Here is a 15,385-nt window from a genome sequence, read left to right on the forward strand (position 1 = left end):
CCGAATGCCGCTTCCCTACATGAATGTCGCTAACTGTACCTACTTGACAACCCAACGGTCTCTCGCGTCATCCCATTGAGGTACCTTAAACAGCAGCGCGGATGTCGGGGCGAAATCTTCTGATGGTAACAACGGCGTATAACTTTCTTTGGGAGTCCCCCAGAAAAAGGACGATATCGAGTCGACATTCAAGGATCGAGTCGAATAGTTTCTGGCTATTCTATAGAAGTAGAAGAAGTCTTGAGACGAAAAGAATTCGATGTTCGTGCTTGCTCTTGTATGCTCGATGGGCACCAAAACCGCTGCCGAGCCATCTACGTATGACCCTTCGGGAAGTACGCTCGCGCGAGGATAATAGGAAAGGTTGGGCACCACAAGGGCTTTCTTGCCGGCTACCATCGACTTGAAGCTAGATGGTACTAACGAATTGTCTCCATATTCTATTGGTACATTGTTGGTTTCGATGGCACCATTTTTGATGTTCCGGGCTCTAATTATTGCCACGTCACCGGTCGGGCCTGTGTGCGATTTAGTGATCTTCCTATCCCGGTAAGGGGTGTGTGTGCCAAGATGAAGTTTCTTAACCACCTCATCGAAAAAAGAGTTCCGGTAGATCACCCATGACGGAAAAGTGGACGTCGTAATGTAGTGCTGATTAACCCGTTTTCTCATTTTGAGAGGTGTGGATGTGATTTGCGTGGTTGACGGAACTGCTGCTGATGATATTGAGAGTCCGATCGTCTCAATATTAATTGTGTGGAACGCGTCCTCTCCATAGTCGTCGATTGCTGTTATTGCGAGTTGATCAGCTATGTGGCCACGAATGGAGTGCATTTCTCTCGAGCTAAGGAATGATTTCGGAATTACGAACGATACTTGTTTTGCTATCCTCATAGACTTTTCGAGGAACTTACCATATATCTCGCGTATTCCAAAGCTTGAGTCAACTTTCGGGTTGGATGGCCCTGTGAGACCAAATGGCGGGTTACCAATTACGTAGTCATAACCAGACCTTGTAAATTCGGTTAGGAAGTCTTGCTTGAAATAGTTGATCGTAAAATTATCTGGTACACCGACGAGGTCAAGCAGCTGTTTGGTCTGGTCTAGTGCATCATCGTCGATGTCGACCAAGTCCAGCGTTACTGGATTCTTGTCGAATTTTGCGAATAGCTCTGGTAGGAATGCCCCCGCACCGACTGATGGTTCCAAGATTCTCAATGGGCGTTTAGGCTTAGGCGGCCCTACACTGCTGAGTAGATTAAAGACCGTGTCTTGGCGAGTGTAATAGGCTGCGTGTTTCTTGGCTTGCTCCGACGTTGGTTGCGTGTACCTCAAGTACTCAGCTGTGTTAGGCGTTGACTTCGATTCTGGGTCGAGCTTAGGTGGCCTACCGGCTTTCAGCATAGTTGGGCGGCAGTCCCTGATGTTTGATGCAATCGACTTAAAGACCGGTGTTGGTACGCCCTCGCCAAGACACTGCCGAATATTTATTTCATGAGTTCGAAGGAATTCGCGTTTACTATCTAACGGCAGTTCGTTTAGTTCTTCGAGCGGAAAGTTTGCCCATTGGAAATCGTCTGGCACTCCCATCATCCGGGACAGTTCACGAATACTGAACACTCGGTCGTCTTCGGGGTGAACTGTTGATTGGCTGGCCAGGATGTCGTTGCGCGTGTGTACGCACGGTGCCACTTTGCCCCATAGCGCTCGGCGGTACTTATCGCCGTTGGACGACTTGTTTTCAACTATTCGTCCGTCAATGATGCGATGTGGGCGTAGTTTAGCTGGCGCGTTCTGGAACGCCGATTCGCCCGGATTTAGGTCTTTAATCCACGGGCGCATTCGGGGGTCGTAAGAGCGGAATCCATGATATATGTCGTCCTTGGAAATCTGTCCCATAGTAGCTAGTCGAGGCAGATCGGAGATTAGGTTCTCTAGGGTGGGAGCGGGGACTCTCGCGGGCCATATTGAGTTTGGTGTAACATCATGCAAATCTCGCCGGACTCCGATCACCAAAGTTCGGGTGCGGCTGGACGGCGACCCGAAATCCTTGAGGTTGATGACATCGGATTTGATGCTGTACTCGCCTGCGAGGTGCCTCTCGATAGCATCTTTTATGGTACGTGTTTCCCCATCGCTATCTAAGCAGGCGGAAGTCAAAAAGGCTCGTACGTTTTCGAGTACGAAGAACTTTGGCTTCAAGGACTGGATAATCTCTAATGAGTGGACTACGAGAGAATTTCTCGCAAGTTCGTTGCCTTTTTTGTGGTTTGCGACTGACATTCCTTGGCAAGGCGGAGTTGCGATAACGGCAGTGAGTTCTTGTTTCTTCTTTTTAGTCCAGTTGTTCACCTGGGCGAAAAGCTCTTCGCGAATGAGTTCCTGACTGAGGTCGCCCAGGATGTATGCGTCCGCTGCTGTTGCTACGGAGTTAGCTTTTTGGACCTCAAGCCGCCGGGGCAGCAGTTCTGCAGTCGCTACACATTCGAACCCGGCTTGCTTGAAGCCGAAGCAGCCGAGTCCTGCGCTACTGAATAGGGAAACGTAACTCTGATTGGTGTCCATCGTGTTTCAGGGTACCCCACTGAACTGACATGATGTTGTCGCGAAGGAGGTTTTCGATGTGATTGTTGTTTATTTTCCTTCGTTGGGTTCATGTGGGCTGATGGGATGCGTGATTTTATGGATGAACCCGTCGATTGGAGAGCGACTAGAGGGGTTCGAGTCCTGCGTGAGCGCGGTGCGACAGCTGTGCGTATGTCTCCCACGCGAAAGTCGCGAGCCAATGGGACGACACATACTCGTCTGACACCGCGGCTTCTAGGCCGGGCGCTATCAGTGATTCGACTCGTGTGAGCATGCCTTTTGCTTGAGCCATGAGCTCATCGTGGCCAGTATCTTCAGCGATCACCTCCAGCCTCGGCGCCAACCGCATCACCGATGCCGCGACCGAGAGTCCCAGCCCGTAGAGGTGGCTCTGGTGTCCATCGGTCGGGTCGAGGACCTTGACCGGGGTGAGCGCCGGTGATTCGGGAGAGAGCTCGGACAAGAAACCGGGCAGCCACGTTGCCAACTCGTCCTCGGTGAAGGCTTCGGCCATGAGGTCGGCCTCGCATAGGCCGGGGGAGAGGAAGTCGTGGCCGCTGCGCTCCTGGCTGAAGTTCCAAGCGGCGTCTTCCGAATAGAATCGGCGTGCCGCACCTGCGATGACATCGACGACATCGTGGCGGTCAGCCGCCCGGGCACCGATGAGAATCCGACGCAGCCCGAATGCGGTGTTCGAGTGCACCCCATGACGAACCGGCTCGGCCACCTTCGGCAGCCACGTCGCTGATAGATCGAAGACGGTATCCGCGAGTACTTGAGTGTTTGCGCCGAGTGCCCGCAACTCCGCAAGGTCATTGGCATTCAGCACCCGATTGAGCTCGACCGCCCACGCCCAGCCATACGGCCGCTCCCACGAAGGATTCTCATGAAGGAAGGCTGCCTCGGCGAGCATATTCTCCTCGCTCAGGTGTGAAGCCAGAACCTCAATCGCGCGTTCGCGCCAACCCGCTTCCTGCGCTACCTCCGTCTCCAGCAGTGACGCCAGCAGGTAATGCATGTGCACGCTCGAATGCCAGTCATAGGAATTTGCGAACGCCGGGTTCTTCTCGGCCGCGGGCACGATATCGGCCAAACTCCGCGCCAGATGATGGGAGGCAAACGGATACTCACGGGTGATGTTGTTCAGCGCCACCTCGGCGAAGGGGTGGACATAGTCGTCAATCTGCGGCATGGATCCTCATCGGCTCGGGGTCTTCCACTCTACTGGGATGATCACCGGACCAGGTGGCGAACCGCAGCGGCTAGGCTGGATCGGACCAGGATCAGTCCAAGTCGCGACGAGCAGGAAGGAGAGGCAGGCAATGACGCGGACCCCCGCAGTATTCGGCCCGACGGTCGATCAGCACACTCGGTGCGTTCACTACGCGACCGAACTCGACATCATCGCTATCCGCTTCGCCTGTTGCGACCGCTACTATCCTTGCCACCTTTGCCACTCGGAGGTCGCGAACCATCCCGCACAGCAGTGGCCACCAGAGAAGTTCGATCAGCCCGCCATCCTGTGCGGGCACTGCTGGACCGAACTGACGATCACGGCCTACAAAGCAGCCGACAGCTGCCCGAACTGCGAGGCCGCATTCAACCCCCGCTGTGCCGCCCATTCGGACTACTACTTCGGTTCCTGATCTCACACAGATCACCCCTTCGGTCGGCGGCTGAAATGTGAGATTCTGAAACCACTATGACTGAGTCGAACGCCTCCGCAGATCCCAACACCGCCTCTCTTCCCCTCACCTCGCCGACTTCGACGAACCAGATCCCCACCAGCCAGAACCTCCCCACCCGCACTGAGACCGACTCGATCGGCAGCCTCGAGATCCCCGACACCGCCTACTGGGGTGTGCACACTGCCCGGGCGAACGAGAACTTCCCCATCGCCCGCCGCCCCATCTCCGTCTACCCCGACTTCGTCCGCGCCTTCGCCTGCGTCAAACAGGCCGCAGCCCGAGCCAACGCCGAGATCGGTGCGCTCGACGACCAGCGTGCGAACCTCATCGACGCCGCCTGCGAAGAGATCAAGTCCGGCAAGCTCCACGACCAGTTCGCCGTCGGCGTCGTCCAGGGCGGAGCCGGCACCTCGACGAACATGAACGCCAACGAGGTCATCACCAACCGTGCCCTCGAGATCGCCGGCCGCTCCAAGGGCGACTACGCGTTCATCCACCCCAACGACCACACGAACCACAGCCAGTCGACGAACGACACCTACCCGACCGCGATCAAGATCGCGCTGGCGTTCTCACTGCAGAACCTCCTCGGCGAACTCACGCTCCTTGCCGATGCTTTCGCCGCGAAGGGGCGCGAGTTCGCCCACATCGTCAAAGTCGGGCGCACCCAGCTCCAGGACGCCGTGCCGATGACGCTCGGCCAGGAGTTCAACGCCTTCGCCACCACCCTGCGCGAGGACGTCGAACGTCTCGAGGAAGCCGTCGCCCTCCTCGGCGAAGTGAACATGGGCGCCACCGCCATCGGCACCTCGATCAACGCCCCGGTCGGGTACAAGGAAGCGGTCATCAAGCACCTGCGGCAGATCACCGGACTCGACCTGAAAACGGCCGGCGACCTCGTCGAATCCACCTCCGACACCGGTGTTTTCATCACCTTCTCGGGTGCGCTCAAGCGCAGCGCGCTGAAGATGTCGAAGATCGCCAACGACCTGCGCCTGCTGTCCTCGGGGCCGCAGGCCGGCATCGGTGAGATCAACCTGCCCGCCCGCCAGGCGGGATCGTCGATCATGCCCGGCAAGGTCAATCCCGTCATCCCCGAGGCGGTGTCCCAGGTCGCGTACTCCGTGGCCGGCGCCGACGTCACCGTGTCGATGGCCGTCGAAGGCGGGCAGCTGCAGCTCAACGCCTTCGAACCGATCATCGCCCACTCGCTGTTCCAATCGATCACGTGGTTAGAGCGCGCCGCCCAGACCTTCCGCATCAACTGCGTCAACGGCATCACCGCCAACGAGGCGCACATCGAAGACACCGTCGACCGCTCGGTCACCGTCATCACCGCGCTCGCCCCGGTCATCGGCTATGTCGCCGCAGCAAAACTGGCGAAGGAAGCATTGGCGAAGAACGAACCCATCGCCGATCTCGTCGTCGAGCACGGACTGCTCGAGCGGAATGAGCTCGGCGAGATCCTCCGCCCCGAACGGCTGACCGGCATGTCCGCCGATGATTCCGTGGACAACACCGCCACTAGCGCCGAGGCGGTTCCCCGGGATGAGGTGACCACCGAGCTTCCGATCATTCCCGACCCGGAGGGGTGAGCGGGCCGCGGAGGGCCCGCAGCTCCCTGTGCCGGATCAGGACTCGGGGGACCGCCAGGCATCGTAGGAGCCGGCGAGCTCGGCGACCCGGTATCCGGCACGGCGCAGGGCGCTGGCGGTGATGCTGCTGCGGGTGCCGCTCTGGCAGTAGGTGACGATCCGGCCGTCGCTGGGCAGGCGGTCGAGTTCCCACAGGGCGCGGCCGCCGCTGAGTTGGGTCGCACCGGGGATGTGGCCGCCGGCGTGCTCGTTCTTCGAACGGACATCGACGAGGCGGATGTCGGCTGCGTCTGCCAGGTTCGCCGGGGCGACCAGCTCGACCGGCTGCAGATCCATTCCGGCAAGCGAGGTCACGTAGCCGGTGACCGTGTCGATCCCGACCCTGATGAGATGATTGCGGAACTCTGCCGCCTGCTCGGCGTCGTCGGCGAGGACGATGATCGGCGTTGACTCTGAGGCCGGGTCGAAGACCCAGGCTCCGAAGCTCGCGGCCTTTCCGGACCCCGGGATGTGCAGGGCCCCGGCCGGGGTCCCGGCATGGACGTCTGCGGTCGGACGGGTGTCGATGAAAGCCGCCGAGCCCTCCTCGATCCTCTCCTGCACGCGACCGGCGTCGAATTCCTCGAGCTCGCCGAGTGCGCCGAGGAGTGACGGGCCCTCCCGGTTCTCGGTCTTCATCCTGGCGAAGTAGGCGTGGGCGTCGGGCTGCCCGGACAGCAGTTCGTCGACGAAGCCCTGCTCATCGCCGCTCTCGAGGAACGGCGACCACCAGGCGAAAGCGCGCTCGTAGCCGACGGTGGTCGTCGGAACGGCCCCCAGGGCCTTCCCGCAGGCGCTTCCGGCGCCGTGGGCGGGCAGGATCTGCACGTAGTCGGGGAGGGTGAGCAGGCGGTCGCGGAGGCTGGCGAAAAGGTCGCGGGCACCGGCGAAGCGGGTGTCGGAGCCGCCGGCCGCCTCGTCGAGGAGATCCGGGCGTCCGATGTCTCCGACGAAGACGAAGTCGCCGGTGAGCATGAACCCCGGTGCGTCGGCCTGGGCACCGTCGGTGACGAGGAACGACAGGTGCTCGGGAGTGTGGCCGGGGGTGTGCGAGGCGCGCAGGGTGATGTTGCCGAGGGCGATCTCGTCACCGTCGTGCAGGCGCACCGCGTCGTCGAAGCCCGCCCCGTAGGACCAGTCGGGTCCGCCTTCGTCGGAGACGTACATCGTCGCGCCGGTGGCTGCGGCGAGTTCGCGGTTGCCGGAGAGGTAGTCGGCGTGGATGTGGGTCTCGGTGACGGCGGTGATCGTCAGTCCATGGCGGTCGGCGAAGTCGCGGTAGACCGCGATGTCCCGGCGGGGATCGACGACGATCGCTTCCCCGCTGGCCTGGCAGGCGATGACGTAGCTGGCGTGGGCGAGGTCGGCGTCGAAGATGCGTTCGAGGAGCATGGGAGTCTTCTTTCCGTGGTCGAGGGGGTGTCTGGTCAGCGGCCGAAGAGGCGGGAGAAGAAGCCGGGCTTGGCCGCTCGGGCCGCATCCTCTTCGGCCTGGGTGTGCTTGCCGTTGCACCACTGGCCGGCCGGGACCGTGCTCTTCACCGACTGGATGTGCTGTCCGCATCCTGCCCACGTGGTCTTTCCGCACACTCGGCACGTCGCTGCTCGACACATAGCTGTCTCCTTCTTCGGCCATCGCGGGCCTGTTCATCATTGGTTTCATATACCCTCGGGGGTATGCATTCAATATACCCTTAGGGGTATAGTTGATGTCAACATCGAGAATGTGAAAGGACGACGATGAGCGAACGCGACACAGCTCTGACCGAGCCGACAGGGGCAGAGGGAGACCCGGGGGAGCGGATGCTGGCCGACCCTGCTGCGCAGAAGAAGATCCTCAACCGACTGCGTCGGGCACAGGGGCAGCTCGGTGCGGTGATCACCGCGGTCGAGGACGGAAGTCACTGCCGCGACGTCATCCATCAGCTCTCAGCGGTGTCGAAGGCCCTCGATCGGGCCGGTTTCCTCATCATCTCGACGGCGCTGCGGGAATGCCTCGAGGACGACGAGGACGATGTGCGCACCGACGAGCTCGAGAAGCTCTTCCTCTCCATGGCGTGACGGGGTGCCTGACGCAATGCCTGACGGGGCATGTGCCTACGGCCCCTACCCCTCGAGCAGCCCCTTGATGTCTGCGGCCGTGACCGTCTGACTGAACGCCTGACCGCCGGGGCCGCGACCCTGGTAGGTGCCGGCGTCGGACATGAGGTCGTCGAAGAGTTCGGCCTTGCGCTTCTGCAGCGCCAGCACCTTCTGCTCGATCGTGCCCTCGGCGACATAGCGGTAGACCATGACGTTCTTCGTCTGCCCGATCCTGTGCGCCCGGTCGATCGCCTGATTCTCCGAGGCGGGATTCCACCACGGATCCATGAGGAAGACGTAGTCCGCCTCGGTGAGGTTGAGCCCGAACCCGCCGGCCTTGAGACTGATGAGGAACACCGGCACCTCACCCGACCGAAACGCATCAACGACCGCCCCGCGATTGCGCGTCGACCCGTCGAGGACGACATAGGGAATCCCGCGAACGTCGAGCTCCGCGGCGACATTGGTCAGGAACGACGTGAACTGGCTGAACACGATCGACCGATGCCCCTCGGCGATGACATCGTCGAGCCGCTCCAGGAGCGCAGCCAACTTCGACGACGGCACCTCAGCGTGTTCGGCATCGACGATCGAGGGGTCGAGTGCGAGCATCCGCAGCAGGGTCAGCGACCGGAAGACGATGAACCGCTGCTTGTCGTATTCGCTGTCGATGAACCCGAGGATCTTCTTCCGCTCCTTCTGCAGAATCCGATCGTAGAGTCTCCGGTGCGCGGGACTGAGTTCGACAGAGATGACCTGCTCCTGCTTCTCCGGCAGGTCAGCGGCGACGAGATCCTTCGTCCGCCGCATCATGAACGGCCGGATCCGCCGCTGCAGGCGCTGCATCCGTCCCGGGTTCTCACCCGACTCGATCGGTCGGACGTATTCCTCCTCGAACCGATGCGGGCTTGGAAACAGTCCGGGTGCCGTGATCGAAAACAGTGACCACACGTCCTTGAGCGAGTTCTCCAACGGAGTCCCGGTCAGCGCCAAGCGGAACGGTGCCCGTACTTCCTTCGCCGCCAGGTGCGTCTGTGCGGAGGAGTTCTTCACGAACTGCGCCTCGTCGAGTATGAGCCCCGCCCACTCCATCCGCGAGATCGGGGTCTCCTCTAATCTCAGCATCGCATACGACATGACGATGACATCGGCACCACGGACCACCTCGGCGAGGTCGATCCCACGCGCCCGAGTCGACTCCGCGATGACGCGGACATCGAGGTCAGGGGTGAACGCGGTCGCTTCCTTCACCCAGTTCGGGACGACCGAGGTCGGAGCGACGACGAGGAACGGAGCGCTCGCTTTCGCGTGCGCGATGAGCGCGAGCGTCTGCAGGGTCTTGCCCAAGCCCATGTCGTCGGCGAGGATCCCGCCGAGGCGGCACCGGTAGAGCAGTGCCAACCAGCGGAATCCCTGCACCTGATACGGGCGCAGTGTCGCACCGTTCAGGTCGGGGACCCCGGTGGCGGGCAGGTGTTCGAGGTCGGCCAGGGCACGCACTGAGTCTCGCCAGGTCACGGCTGGTTCGGACCCGTCGGCGAGGTCCTCGAAATCCGACCACAGACCCACATGCATGCGGGAGATCTTCGGTGCTCCGGGCTCCCATTCGGGGATGAGGTCCGCCTCGGCGAGGAGGGCCTTGAGCTTGTCGAAGATCGGCTTGTTCAGCGAAAGGAACGAGTCGTCGGAGAGCTTGATCTTCTTCGTCCCGGCTGCCAGCGCCTTGTACAGCTTGACGAAGGGGACCGGGCGGCCGTCGATGCTGATCTGGAAGCCGAGGTCGAACCAGTCGTTCTTGTCCGATTCGACCGAGGTGATCTTCACGTTCGGCTCCCCGCCGAGCTCCCGGTACGGCTGCTTCTTCCCGCGCGTGATGACCTTGACGTGTTCGATCTCTTCGAGCCCGGGCAGGACGTTGACGACGAAATCCGCGGTGTCGGCGTCGTCGAGTTCGACGTCTCTGATGGTCGGCAGGGCGGAGCCGGTTTCATGGGTGTCGGCAAGGAGTTTGTCGACCTCGGTGACGACGGCATCTTCGAAGTCGAGTTCGCGTTGCTCCGCGTATTCCCTCGCCGAGGCGGCGCTGAGCCTCAATCGGTCGATGACGGGAAAGGTGCGGCGGGGTCCCTGGTATTCCCAGTACCAGCGTAAGGAGAGTTTGTCGCCGGCGCCGAATGCGGCGAAGACGACGAGGCGGGGGTGGCCGTACTGCGGGAAGGTGACGGTGGCGTCGCTGCTGATGACCTCGGCGCTGGAGCGCAGCTGCGGGTAGTACTCCTCGAAGAACTCTTCGGCCTCGGCCGCGGGGATCGTGATCGGCCCGGGGGACTGGAGCACGGGCAGCGCGGATTCCTTCGTTGGGGTCTCCGCAGGGGCGAGGGTGACGGTGAAACCGCTGGTGACGTCGATGCCGAAGAAGCCGTGCGTCCAGATCGGTTTGATCAGCCCGGGGGTATATTCGCGTTCGTCGATGGTCGCCCGAGTCTGCACGTTCAGGCGGTTCTGGCTGCGGCGGATGTCGATGGCGGCTTTCGCGTTGTGACCGATGCGGATGGTCATGGCCGGATTGATGCCGACGAATTCGATGCCGAGTTTCTTTCCCTGCGTGAAGTGATCCCACAGCAGGGGAGTGCGGAAATCGCCGAGGTGGTACGGCGCACCGTCGGGCGTGAAGTCGGTCTTCCCGCGGGTGCGTAGTCCCGCGAGTTGGGTGAACCATTCCTGGTGGGCCGGGTCGATGTCGAACTGCCGGGCCATGCGGTCGATGGTGCGCCAGGTCAGGGACTTCTTCACCCAGTTGCCGGATTCGCTGAGCATGAGCGGGCGGATCGCGAGGCTCGGATTCGCGCCCGGGGTGACGTCGTCCTTGTCGAGGACGACGGAGTGCTGGGCTTCGAACCATGTGCGGGGGATGACCTGGACGAGCTCGAATCCCAGGGCCACGGGCGTGTGTGAGTGCGGAGCCGCCTCGGCGAGTGGGGCGAAGGCATCACGCCAATCGGCGGGGATGGCGGTGGGGGTCGGTCGATTTTCGGGCACGGAGACATCCTCTCACCGCTCACCGTCGTCGGTCGTCGTTCGGTCGTCCTCGTCCTGGGCATCTTCGTCTGAGGCGTCCGCGCGTGAGCTGCGGTCGAAGAGGACGATGAAGGTTGCGACCGCGAGCACGAGTCCGGAGGCGACGACGGCGATCGGTCCGAAGCGGAAGGGCAGCACCTCGTGGAGGAGGCCGCGCAGCGTCGACGTCGGATCCGCCAGCGTTGCAGCGGTGAAGATCGCGACGAGGACGGAGACGCCGAGAGCCGCGAGGCGATTCCATCGGCCGTCGACGTGGTGGGACAGGAGCCGGCCGGCCTTGATGATCCGCCCGGTGCGCAGGATCCGCAGGGCACCGATGAGGCGGATGAGGCGGAAGAGCTGCACGGGTCCGAGGGCGAAGAGCACGCCGAGGATGATGAGGATGGTGAGGACGATGAGCCACAGGTGGCGGCGCAGCCACGCGACACGGTCCTCGGAGACGATGAAGAGGATGAGCGTCTCGCCCACGAGCACGAGCCCGGAGAGGAGATTGACGATGCGGCCGGCGGCGCTCCACGGCTCCGAGAGGAAGGAGAGGAACACGGCGGGAATCGACACGAGTGCGGCGATGAGCACCGGCATGGCCAAACGGCTGCGCCAGCGGTCTTCGCGGGACGCAGGCGTCGGATGATCAGTCATGGCATTCCCAGGATACGGGCCTCGGTCGGTGTCAGGGGCGCGGAGTAGCCTGGTCCCTATGAATGAGAACAATGAGGTTCACACACAGTTCTTCGACTCCTACACCCGTGCCCTGATCGATCGGGAGGCGGCGGCGATCGCCGAGCACTACGCGGTGCCGGCGCTCATCGAGTTCCCTGGGCAGCGGATCCTGGTCACCGATGCGGGACAGACCCGTGACTTCTTCGCACAAGCCGTCGGGCAGTACGACGGGGTGACTGAGGTCGACACCGCTGTCGAGGTGGCTGCATCGACCGCACACAGCATCTGGGTCGACGTCACTTGGACCTACCACGGAGGTGCCCCCGACGAGCGGAATATGTACCAGCTCGTGCGGACCGACGAGGGCTGGAAGATCGCCGTGCTCACCCCGCTGGAGTACGGATGAACCCTGCGAGACGGGAGAGGGGGACGTTGCATGACTGAGTATCCGCAGCTGCTGCACACCGTCATCGACACGACAGAGCCGAGACGATCAGCCGAGTTCTACCGACTCCTGCTCGGCTACATCTATCGCCCTGGTGACGAGCCGTCGACAAGCGAGGTCGACGAAACAGACTGGTTGGTGCTCACCGACGCACAGGGGCATCGGAAGCTGGCTTTTCAGCAGGTCGACCAGTTCGAACACACCACTTGGCCGCGGCCCGATGTGCCGATGCAGATGCACCTTGACTTCACGGTGTCGGACCGGGATGCCCTCGAGTGCCAGCGTGAGCGGGCGGAGGACTTGGGTGCCCGGCTGCTGCTCGACCGCGCCGCCGATGACGACGAGCCGCTGTACGTCTTCGCCGATCCCTCCGGCCACCCGTTCTGCGTCTTCGTCGGATGAGCGTGGACGAGTACACCGACGACGAGAAGTGGCTGATCGTCAAAGGACGCCGGTGGCGACGAACCGATCCGGGCCTGGAACCGCGCGTGGTCGAGGAGCTCAAGAGCCACCTCGGTGCGGCACGAAACGCTGTCGGGAAAGCGAAGAAGGCGGGTGCGGAGGACGATCTGGCCGAAGCCCGGCGGCGGGTGAACGCCGCGAAGATCGGGCTCGGCGAACGTGCCGACTACTGGTGGGAGATGGCGATAGAGGATCGGCGTGCGCGTGCGGAAGCGGCCCTGAGCGAACTGCGGTGAGTTCGCTCAGGGCCGCCGGAAGCGAGCGGGCGCTCCGCAGGGTTGTCCAGCGGATTCCCGGCAGCGTTCAGTCCTGCGAGACCGCTGCGGCGAGATTGCCGAGTGAGGACTCGAGGTCCTGTTCGCTGACGACGGGGAAGCTGATCTTCTTGAGCAGCTCCTTGTCGGTCACCGCGCTCCAGTCGTAGGTGACAGAGACCTCGGTCGAGTGCCGACCCAGCGGCGTGAGTTCCCAGACCCACTCCCAGCCCGGAGGTTCTTCGCCTGCCGGCGCGGTCTTCCAGGCCAGCAGCTTGTTCTCCTCATAGCCGATGACGTGGTTGTCGGTCTTGTAGTCGCCGCCCATCTGATCCCACTGCATGTTCATGGTGAACTTCTGACCGGTCCTGGTGATGCGATCGCTCGTGTCATCGGAGACCACCATGCCCGAACCGTCGAGCTGCGCGTGACGCTCCGGATTGTTGAGGACGTCGAAGATGTCCTCGGGTGCCGCATCGATCGTTCTCGAAGCGCTGATTTTCGTATCGGTCATTGACTTCGCCTTTCGTTGACGGTCATCAGATCTCAGGGCGCCGGCACGGGAGACCGGTGCCCGGTCGCCACGCTATACCGTCTCCGGTGCGGCGGCTAGAGGGGTCGGCCGTGGCGGATGCGCGGCCGGCAGGTCTCAATCCGGTGACGCCGAGGCGGTATTGACGGAGAGCTTCGAGCGCGCTGATAAAATGCTGGGAAGAACTGCAGTGACGATGCGCAGAAGCATCGTTCGACTCCGAAGGGAGGGTCCTCATGGGCTCCCTGTTGATTATGATCATCGGGCTGGCGATGCTCATCGCCGGCTATCTCCTCTACTCGAAGTTCCTCGGGCGCAAGATCTTCAAGCTCGACGACTCCTTCACCACTCCGTCGCACGAACTCCACGACGGGGTCGACTACGTGCCCACGAACAAATACATCCTGTGGGGCCACCACTTCACCTCGGTGGCCGGAGCCGCGCCTATCGTCGGCCCGGCGATCGCCGTCATCTGGGGCTGGCTGCCCGCCTTGCTGTGGGTGACATTGGGCACCGTCTTCTTCGCAGGCATGCACGACTTCGGGACGCTCTGGGCCTCCGAACGCAATAAGGGACGGTCGATCGGAGCCCTGTCGGCGCGCTATATCGGCAAGCGCGGGGCGAACCTCTTCCTCATCGTCATCTTCCTGCTGCTGCTCATGGTCATCGCGGCCTTCGCCGTGGTCATCAAGAACCTGCTCATCAGCACCCCGTCTGCCGTGATCCCGGCCTGGGGTGCGATCGGCGTGGCGCTCATCGTCGGTGTCTGTGTCTACCGTCTGCGGGTGCCGCTCATCCCCGTCACCATCGTCGGCGTCGTCCTGCTCTACGGCCTCATCGTGCTCGGCAACTATGTTCCGGTCGCCCTGCCCGATGACTTCCTCGGCGTGGGACCGGCGACCTTCTGGATCGTCGTGCTCTTCGCCTACGGGGCGATCGCCTCGCTGCTTCCGGTGTGGGTCCTGCTGCAGCCGCGCGACTACATCAACGGCGTGCAGCTGTTCATCGGACTCATCCTCCTCTTCGGCTCCGTGCTCACGGCGACCCTGTTCTCGGCGACGAAGCCCGAGATCGTCGCCCCCGCCATCAACACCGCAGTGCCGGAGGGCACCCCGAGCATGGTGCCGCTGCTGTTCGTCACGATCGCCTGCGGTGCGATCTCCGGGTTCCACGGCATGGTCGCCTCGGGAACGAGTTCGAAGCAGCTGGACAAGGAGACCGACGCCCGTTTCGTCGGCTACTTCGGGGCTGTCGGCGAAGGTCTGCTCGCCCTAGGCACCGTGCTGGCCATCATCGGCGGCATCAAGTCCACCGCAGCGTGGCACGAGATCTACTCGGCCTTCGGCGAAGGCGGAGTCGGCGCCTTCGTCCAGGGCGGCGGCGCCCTCATGGAGCACGGCCTCGGCCTGCCGGCATCGCTGTCGGCGACGGTGCTCGCAACCATGGCGGTGCTCTTCGCCGCGACGACGATGGACACCGGCATGCGTCTGCTGCGCTTCGTCATCCAAGAGGTCGGCGATGCCGTGAAGATCAAGATCACGAACGTCCCGGCCACGCTCCTCGTCGTCGTCATCGGCCTCGGCCTCACCTTCTCCCAGGGGCTCGGCGGAGAAGGCGGACTGCGGATCTGGCCGCTGTTCGGCACGACGAACCAGCTCATGGCATCCCTGTCGCTGTCGATCATCGCCGTCATCCTCATCCGCAAGCGACGCAACCCGGCACCGGCCCTCGTGCCGCTCGTGTTCGTGTTCGTCATGTCGTTCTGGGCGGCCATCGAGCAGCTCGTCAGCTTCACCACGCCGGGAAGTCAGGACTGGCTGCTCTTCGCCATCGACGTCGTCATCATCATCGCCAGCATCTGGGTGGCGATCGAAGCGATCCAGGCGATGCGGCGAGCATGGGCGGAACCGCCCGAGGACCCGGACGCCGACGAGAAGCTCGTCGCGACCCGAGAGAACGTCTGAG

The 15,385-nt window shown here is 62.4% G+C and carries 14 protein-coding genes; 7 read left to right on the forward strand and 7 right to left on the reverse strand.

What is annotated here, in order from left to right:
* Nucleotides 1–39 precede the first annotated feature (39 nt).
* Together AD89_RS19585 and AD89_RS0104855 are read right to left on the reverse strand one after the other, a co-directional pair.
* Complete coding sequence (locus AD89_RS19585) at nucleotides 40–2,565, reverse strand: DNA cytosine methyltransferase (RefSeq protein ID WP_081770342.1); 2,526 nt, start codon at nucleotides 2,563–2,565, stop codon at nucleotides 40–42.
* A gap of 145 nt (nucleotides 2,566–2,710) precedes the next feature.
* The gene (locus AD89_RS0104855) at nucleotides 2,711–3,739 is read right to left on the reverse strand and encodes a DUF2891 family protein (protein ID WP_231488441.1); all 1,029 of its coding nucleotides are present in this window, start codon (nucleotides 3,737–3,739) and stop codon (nucleotides 2,711–2,713) included.
* Nucleotides 3,740–3,908: 169 nt separating this feature from the next.
* Between AD89_RS0104855 and AD89_RS0104860 the strand changes: the two genes are divergently transcribed.
* Nucleotides 3,909–4,232 (forward strand): CHY zinc finger protein, encoded by a 324-nt coding sequence (locus AD89_RS0104860; protein WP_025777487.1) that lies wholly within the window; start codon nucleotides 3,909–3,911, stop codon nucleotides 4,230–4,232.
* A gap of 56 nt (nucleotides 4,233–4,288) precedes the next feature.
* Complete coding sequence (locus tag AD89_RS0104865; RefSeq protein ID WP_081770343.1) at nucleotides 4,289–5,869, forward strand: aspartate ammonia-lyase; 1,581 nt, start codon at nucleotides 4,289–4,291, stop codon at nucleotides 5,867–5,869.
* A gap of 36 nt (nucleotides 5,870–5,905) precedes the next feature.
* On the opposite strand, the gene AD89_RS0104870 is transcribed toward AD89_RS0104865, so the two are convergent.
* Nucleotides 5,906–7,300 carry an MBL fold metallo-hydrolase gene (locus tag AD89_RS0104870; RefSeq protein WP_025777489.1) on the reverse strand — a complete coding sequence of 465 codons (1,395 nt, stop codon included), beginning with the start codon at nucleotides 7,298–7,300 and terminating at the stop codon, nucleotides 5,906–5,908.
* 35 nt (nucleotides 7,301–7,335) lie between these two features.
* Nucleotides 7,336–7,521, reverse strand: coding sequence for a hypothetical protein (locus tag AD89_RS0104875; RefSeq protein WP_025777490.1), 186 nt, complete (start codon nucleotides 7,519–7,521; stop codon nucleotides 7,336–7,338).
* 189 nt (nucleotides 7,522–7,710) lie between these two features.
* Between AD89_RS0104875 and AD89_RS0104880 the strand changes: the two genes are divergently transcribed.
* The gene (locus tag AD89_RS0104880; protein WP_051505072.1) at nucleotides 7,711–7,968 is read left to right on the forward strand and encodes a metal-sensitive transcriptional regulator; all 258 of its coding nucleotides are present in this window, start codon (nucleotides 7,711–7,713) and stop codon (nucleotides 7,966–7,968) included.
* 45 nt (nucleotides 7,969–8,013) lie between these two features.
* On the opposite strand, the gene AD89_RS0104885 is transcribed toward AD89_RS0104880, so the two are convergent.
* Nucleotides 8,014–11,028, reverse strand: coding sequence for a DEAD/DEAH box helicase (locus tag AD89_RS0104885; protein ID WP_025777492.1), 3,015 nt, complete (start codon nucleotides 11,026–11,028; stop codon nucleotides 8,014–8,016).
* 12 nt (nucleotides 11,029–11,040) lie between these two features.
* Entirely contained in the window at nucleotides 11,041–11,706 is a 666-nt protein-coding gene (locus AD89_RS0104890; RefSeq protein ID WP_025777493.1) for a hypothetical protein, read from the reverse strand.
* Between the two features lie 58 nt (nucleotides 11,707–11,764).
* Here AD89_RS0104890 and AD89_RS0104895 point away from each other — a divergent pair, with 58 nt between their 5' ends.
* From AD89_RS0104895 to AD89_RS0104905, 3 genes are read left to right on the forward strand one after another with little or no spacing between them, the layout of a single operon-like run.
* The gene (locus tag AD89_RS0104895) at nucleotides 11,765–12,133 is read left to right on the forward strand and encodes a nuclear transport factor 2 family protein (RefSeq protein WP_025777494.1); all 369 of its coding nucleotides are present in this window, start codon (nucleotides 11,765–11,767) and stop codon (nucleotides 12,131–12,133) included.
* A 30-nt stretch (nucleotides 12,134–12,163) separates the two neighbouring features.
* Nucleotides 12,164–12,574, forward strand: coding sequence for a VOC family protein (locus AD89_RS0104900; protein ID WP_025777495.1), 411 nt, complete (start codon nucleotides 12,164–12,166; stop codon nucleotides 12,572–12,574).
* The gene (locus AD89_RS0104905; protein ID WP_025777496.1) at nucleotides 12,571–12,870 is read left to right on the forward strand and encodes a hypothetical protein; all 300 of its coding nucleotides are present in this window, start codon (nucleotides 12,571–12,573) and stop codon (nucleotides 12,868–12,870) included. Before AD89_RS0104900 ends, AD89_RS0104905 begins: the two co-directional genes overlap by 4 nt.
* A gap of 67 nt (nucleotides 12,871–12,937) precedes the next feature.
* Here the strand turns inward: AD89_RS0104905 and AD89_RS0104910 are convergent, their stop codons facing one another.
* Nucleotides 12,938–13,402, reverse strand: coding sequence for an SRPBCC family protein (locus tag AD89_RS0104910; protein ID WP_025777497.1), 465 nt, complete (start codon nucleotides 13,400–13,402; stop codon nucleotides 12,938–12,940).
* Between the two features lie 254 nt (nucleotides 13,403–13,656).
* Here AD89_RS0104910 and AD89_RS0104915 point away from each other — a divergent pair, with 254 nt between their 5' ends.
* Nucleotides 13,657–15,384: a carbon starvation CstA family protein gene (locus AD89_RS0104915; protein WP_025777498.1), complete on the forward strand. Its 1,728-nt coding sequence runs from the start codon at nucleotides 13,657–13,659 to the stop codon at nucleotides 15,382–15,384.
* Nucleotide 15,385: the final 1 nt, after the last annotated feature.

This window comes from Brevibacterium sp. VCM10, assembly GCF_000583215.1.
GTDB classification, from domain to species: Bacteria; Actinomycetota; Actinomycetes; order Actinomycetales; family Brevibacteriaceae; genus Brevibacterium; species Brevibacterium linens.